This window comes from Dyella flagellata, assembly GCF_030160275.1.
Lineage (GTDB): Bacteria > Pseudomonadota > Gammaproteobacteria > Xanthomonadales > Rhodanobacteraceae > Dyella_B > Dyella_B flagellata.
In genome coordinates this window covers 119,139-125,138 of record NZ_BSOA01000028.1, presented here as the reverse complement: position 1 = coordinate 125,138, position 6,000 = coordinate 119,139, and the positions used below count along the sequence as shown (strand labels likewise).

5 protein-coding genes are annotated in these 6,000 nt (G+C 58.1%); 3 read left to right on the top strand and 2 right to left on the bottom strand.

Annotated elements, in window-relative coordinates:
• Positions 1-311: 311 nt before the first annotated feature.
• The 3 genes from QQJ96_RS13580 (at position 312) to QQJ96_RS13570 (ending at position 2,430) form a co-directional block, all read left to right on the top strand.
• The gene (locus tag QQJ96_RS13580; protein ID WP_284332548.1) at positions 312-770 is read left to right on the top strand and encodes an SRPBCC family protein; all 459 of its coding nucleotides are present in this window, start codon (positions 312-314) and stop codon (positions 768-770) included.
• 480 nt (positions 771-1,250) lie between these two features.
• Positions 1,251-1,607, top strand: coding sequence for a YciI family protein (locus tag QQJ96_RS13575; RefSeq protein ID WP_284332547.1), 357 nt, complete (start codon positions 1,251-1,253; stop codon positions 1,605-1,607).
• 70 nt (positions 1,608-1,677) lie between these two features.
• Positions 1,678-2,430: a hypothetical protein gene (locus tag QQJ96_RS13570; RefSeq protein ID WP_284332546.1), complete on the top strand. Its 753-nt coding sequence runs from the start codon at positions 1,678-1,680 to the stop codon at positions 2,428-2,430.
• 11 nt (positions 2,431-2,441) lie between these two features.
• On the opposite strand, the gene QQJ96_RS13565 is transcribed toward QQJ96_RS13570, so the two are convergent.
• Positions 2,442-4,064, bottom strand: coding sequence for an FAD-binding oxidoreductase (locus QQJ96_RS13565; protein WP_284332545.1), 1,623 nt, complete (start codon positions 4,062-4,064; stop codon positions 2,442-2,444).
• A gap of 52 nt (positions 4,065-4,116) precedes the next feature.
• A complete protein-coding gene (locus tag QQJ96_RS13560) occupies positions 4,117-5,913 on the bottom strand; it encodes a hydroxysqualene dehydroxylase (protein ID WP_284332544.1) in 1,797 nt (598 codons plus the stop codon).
• Between the last annotated feature and the right edge of the window lie 87 nt (positions 5,914-6,000).

The following is a 6,000-nucleotide window of genomic DNA, read 5'->3' as shown; positions in this document are numbered from 1 at the left end:
ATCGCTTCCATCGTCAGGTGACGGGATCTTGCCATAGCTCGGAATAAATCAGAGCATCCCTAGCAGTCCAACAGTGGATCGACGGCAGGATCATGCGCGAACGCTTCTACTACGATCCCGCCCAGCTGCGGCCGGATGCCGCGCAAGCAATCGGCGAGCGCGGAGCATCGGGGACGTCTGCGTAGGCTGGGATGACAATCCCAGCATCTGCATGCCGCGTGAAAAGCTGGGATTGCCATCCCAGCCTACGAACTCTGCGGGACGCGCCGAGGTAGCGATAATCTGGTACACCGCGACATGGACTTTGAGCGATGAATCTCCCATCTGGCAGTGATATTCCTGCTTGCTTCAATGAGGAAGTAGTTTTGGAGGCGCCTGTTGCGGTGGTCTGGGAGCAGCTTGTCAGCCCTCGCAGCATGAACGAATGGCTCGGTGGCAGCGATTATTCGGTCGAAGTGGATACGACCTGGACAGTGGGAAGCGCCATTGTCATTCGCGGCATACATCATTTGCGATTCGAGAACCGAGGTGTTGTGCTTGCCTTCAAACCGTTCCATTCGGTGAGCTTCACGCACCTTAGCTCGCTTTCCTGTCTACCGGATCAGCCATCAAGCTATACGAAACTGAGCTTCGTGCTTCAAGCCGATGGGAGCCGAACGATGCTGAGATTCGAGGCGTCGGGATTTCCCACGATGGCCATCTACCGGCATCTGCATTTCTATTGGATGGGAACGATCGATGCCTTCAAGCGATACGTAGAGTCCCCATAGCCCTTCTATGACGTAAGGCCTGCTTACGACTGCAATCGGCGCCAATAACGGTACCAGGTTCAGTCTTGCGACCACCCAAACGGCATGCTTTGGCTGACGCACATTGGCAACAGTGCACGAGGCTGTGACAAGGATGGCAATGCCACGGGCATTAGCGTGGCCGGCGAAACCTGGGGCTACGGCTACAACGGCCGCGGCCGCTTGACCGTGGTGGAGGCAACCTGTGTCTGGTGGATGGTCTACATATACGGGAAACCTGGTCAGCAATAGGTCGGCCAAAAAATCATTAGCTTTGGGATCGGGATCATGATTTGTACGTCAAAGAGGACCCAAAAAAAGCGGGAGCCTCAAGGCCGGTAGTACTCCCATGCGAAAAGAGCCAAAATTTTCGCGGCAGCTTGTCGAATTCCGGCCTTTCCGTTCGTCGCTATAGTGAAATCGGGTAACCAGCCTGGCCGATGACCATCCAAGGGGACGAAAATGCCGCAATATTTGATCTCTACCTACATTCCGGACGACTTTGACCCGTCCCGCGTAACCCAGGAGACCATCGACGCCATCCACGCGCTCAACCGGGAAATGATCGCCGCGGGTGTCAGGAAGTTCGCGTGTGGCCTGAGCCCGAAGGCAGTGACGGTGCGGTCGCAGCCTGATGGCGAGGTGGTTGTCACCGACGGGCCGTATTCGGAGGCGAAAGAGTACGTAGGCGGTCTTTCGATACTGGAAACCGAGAGCCTGGACGAAGTTTTGGTGTGGTTGCGCAAAGGTGCCAAGACGTTTCCTGGCGTGGTCGAGGTGCGGGAAATCTTCTTCAACCCAGCCCCTGCAGAGGGCTAAGCAGCACTGCAACAGGCCAACGGCGCACTTTCGCGCCATGGCGTGAAAAACCAATTCCGAGGGGAAGACCATGCGTAAAAACAAGCTTGGCGCTTTTTTGATGACGTGTTCCGTCCTGCTGATCGGGCTTGGGGCGGCACACCAGGCGATGGCACAGGATGCCGCGACACCCTATCCGAAGATGGCCCCGATCGACCAATACCTCATGGCGGATAAGGCAGCGGAGATTGCCTTGGCGCGCAGTGCGGCGCCGCAGTCCATCTCCCGTGATGCGACGATCCTGGTGTTGGGGCGAAAGGGCTACGAGACGGCGGTAGAAGGCAAGAACGGGTTCGTCTGCCTAGTGGGCAGAAGCTGGTCGGGACCGTTTGACTGGCCCGAATTCTGGAACCCGAAAATACTGGCTGCCGATTGCCTCAATCCCCAGGCTGCACGCTCGATCGTGCCGATCTTTAAACTGCGCGCCAAGATGGTGCTGGCTGGCCGTTCCAAGGAAGAGATGCTGTCGGCCCTGCAAGCCGCGTACAAAAATAAGCAATTGCCACCGCTCGAAAGCGGCGCCATGGATTACATGATGTCCAAATCGTCGTATCTGACCGATCAAGGAGGCCACAACATGCCTCACCTCATGTTCGACACCCTGGTCAAGGATGCCAAAGATTGGGGTTCCGGCGCAGACGGCTCGCCGGTCATGTCTAGCCCGTATTGGTTCTTCTCGCCTGAACAACACACTGAAATGAAAGGGCTGCCGCCGATTCTCGTGTTCCTGGTCCCGGCCCCGACTTGGTCCGACGGAACGCCTGCAGACATGAATCATCACTGATGCCGGCGCGGTCATGCGCCAAGCGACATCGCGTGATGAAAGATATTCAGTGGGTCGTACGATTTTTTGATCGCCACCAGCTCGTTATAGATACCAGGGTAATAAAGATCTCCCCAGTTATACCCAGGTAGCCCGGGCGTTTTTCCGGTAAGCATGTCGACGTCCGGGTAGTTGATGTAACACCCCTCATAACGCGAGTTCGGTAAAGTTGTCGAAGCAGGGTAGGGCGTGCCGTTGTAGCCGTCCTGCGCATGCACGGCATAGTAAAAATCACGCAGCCAGCTCAAATGCTTGTCGTCGTCAGCCGGATCTGTCCAGTAGGTCTGGTATTGCAGCTTCAGTATCGAATGGCGTTGCGTGACCGCGGTCTGGTTGTTGGCCGGATTGAAACCGTTGTTGGTGCTGCTGACGTGATTGATGGCGCCACCGTAGGAGTCGATTTGCACTAGCGAATGCGCGAAGTGCGGGTCGCTCGCATTCACCACGGTCAGGTATTGGAACAGCGCATCGATCTCCGTCTGGGTGAATACGTTTTTCATGTAGGACGACTTGTATTTGCCGCGTTGATTATTGCCGGAGCCATTTCCCGACTGGGTGGCGTACAGCCAATCGAAAACCTGGGCGCCGGCAGGCAGGCCGGATACCAGCGGTGCACGGGGCGGAACAAAGGGCAGGCGCACGCCACTTCCGGGCAGGTAGGTATCGAGCAGCTTGGGACCAAACGGACTCATCGCATTCACGAAGTCGTTCAGCGGTGCAAGGTCAGTCAGGCCACCGTTCTCGTCCGAATATTGCAAGCCGATCCAGATGCCGCCGGCCGTGACATGAGTAAGCCCGAGGCCGGTGAACAGGCCATACGTGCGAGGGTTGGTGTCGGCGCTGATCATGAATTGCGCATAGGTATTGAGGAATTCACCCAAACGGGTTTTGTCGTTGCGGAACAGAAACCATGGGTATTGCAGGCCTAGCGTGGCCACTTGCTGTGGCGCCACGGGCATGTCATCGAAGTAATAGCCGGTAATCAGTCCGACGTTGCCACCGCCGCCACCGCGGCATAGCTTGAACAAGTCGGCGTGTTGCGTGGCATTGGCATGCAGGGGGCGCACGCTGCCTTGTGCATCGACCACCAGGATATCCACGCCCGACAACCAGTCGATGACCAGGCCATGCTGCCTGGACAGCCCGCCGTAGCCACCGCCAACGATATGCCCACCGGTACCCACCGAATAGCACGTCCCGCCAGGTATGGTCTTGCCGGTACGTTTGTAGAGATTGGCATAGGAATCCCAGAGCTGGTTACCCGCCAGCACCTGGAATCGGTATGTATGGGTGGAATGGTTTTCCAGTTGAACGGTTACGTTGGTAGGGATGCCCGTCATCAGCCCAATGTCGATGATGGCGCCGCCGGGATTATTGGAGACGAAACCTTCATAGCAGTGGCCACCGCTGCGTATGGTCGGCCGTTTTCTTTTGGCGAGGGCATCCTTTAGCGCAGCCAGTGCGTCTGCGGGAGTTGAACAGACATAGATGCTGCCGGCACTCTCTCCAGGCGACGGCCAGCGCCGATTGAATCCCTGGGTAACCGTGTCGTAGCGATGAAGCGCATCGTTGGCGTCGATAAAGACATAACTCATGGCGATGCTCCTTGCTGATGGCAGGCCTCGCCTTTAGGCCTTTTCATCAGTATCAAACCAGGCAGTGGGGGCAATAAGGATCAAGCAAGTCGACTTTGTTGGGCAGGCAGGCCGAAAACCGTGTCGCATCGGCCGTGAAATCCGGTATCAGCAGAGGCGATGTGTAGCCTGAATAGATCTTTGCAGGCGCGGTACCGGAACCGCTTGCCGCCAAGATGGCATTGGCAGCGCGACGGCCTGATTCGTTGGCCGCTTCCATGGACGCAAAAGCCGCGCCCGTCGCACGCACATAGTCGCCGGCCAGAAAGAAATTGGGGATGGTCGTCGTGGTGTCGGGCCGCAAATACCACGAACCTGCTGTGTTGACGAACAGCGGATCGGCATGGGCTGCATCGGCCGTACCCAGGCCGGTCACAGCCGGATCGATGGCCCAGGATTGAATCATGCTATCGGGCAACGCGCTGTGGCCGTTGGGCAAGTCATGGCGCAATTGCGCCAGCACTTCCTGCGCGATCTGCTCCTGCGTGCATTGAGCGGCGGGCAAGCCATACAGCACGCCCGCAGTGGTCCAGTCCGACACATCTAACGACAGCACACTCTGTACGGTGCCATCGCCATGGGTGGCAGCAAAGCCCACTGGCCGGGAATGCACCCGTGAAATGCCAGTTACGGCCCACGGCGAATGCAGGCATGCGAAAGGCCCTTGATGGATCGGCGCAGCTTGCGCCAGCAAGAACTGCACACTGGCCACCCAGCGCTGCTCCAGCTTCTCGATACCCGCAAACTGGCTGTCGGCCTCCCGCATCGCCGCTGGAAGCAACGCAGCGACCTTTTCCGAAGGCACGGCCAGCACGTACCAGTCAGCCTTGATGGTGAGTGGATGGCCAGCTGCATCGGCCAGCACACCTGTCACCCGTCCGTTAACGTACTGGAACTGCGTTGCCTGCACGCCGAGATTCAGTGATACACCCAAGCTTGCTAGATGCCGGCACCAAGTGTCGATCCACCCATGCTTGGGTTGGTCGGAAATAGTGCTAACGGCAGGGCGATAGCCTTGCCCCACACCGGCATAAAAGCTTGCTTCAAGCGCTTGCCCGACGCTGCGCGCGCTGGCTTCCTTGCTGTGAACCGTCGAAATGGGCGGCGTGCCTATCAAGCGCTGATAGTTGGACGAACGAGTCGCCGCACCCACGTAATCCCACCAGCTCATGGATTCCCACTGCCGCAGGCGGCGGGCATCGGAGCTGGTCATGAAGACATGGAATTTCGACACGAAGTACGCGAGTTCTTCCGCCGGTATTTCCAGCGCGAAAAAAGCGTCTTGCAGCCAGCTGTGAATCGCTGCGGGCAAGCCGGCGGCACCGGCCGAAAAAGGGGTGAAGGCCGAGTTGTTGACGTAGGCCCTCTGACCACCCGCAGCCAACATCAATTGCGGTGACTGCGGCATGTTTCCCTGCACATTGTCCGTGGTCTTGGCAAAAGGAATTCGCTGCAGGGTGTCCGGCAGATTGTTGTAGAAGCCGCCAAGGAATGGGAAGCCATATTGGCCAGGCAGATCCAGGCGCCCGCCTGTGCCTGTACCGGTGCGCACCTTGCCGCCCCAGGCGCGTTGTTCATACACGCTTACCTTAAAACCGCGCTCGGCCAACTCATGTGCGGCGCTCAGTCCTGCAACGCCGCCACCAATGATCGCCACCGTTTTTCCGCTGCCTGCCGCGCGCGCGGAAAATCCGGGTAGACCCAGCGCCATGGCCGCGCCAGCGAACGCAGTAGATTGCATGAAGCGGCGACGCTGCAGCGAAAACGGCGCAGCCGTTGCGTTGCGTGAATTTTGGCAACGGATGGGCATGGTAAATCTCCTTTTCCCATGCGTGACGCTAAAGGGGAGTTGAGCAAACGGCAGGACATTTACACTTCAACCCGTTGTTGCAACGTG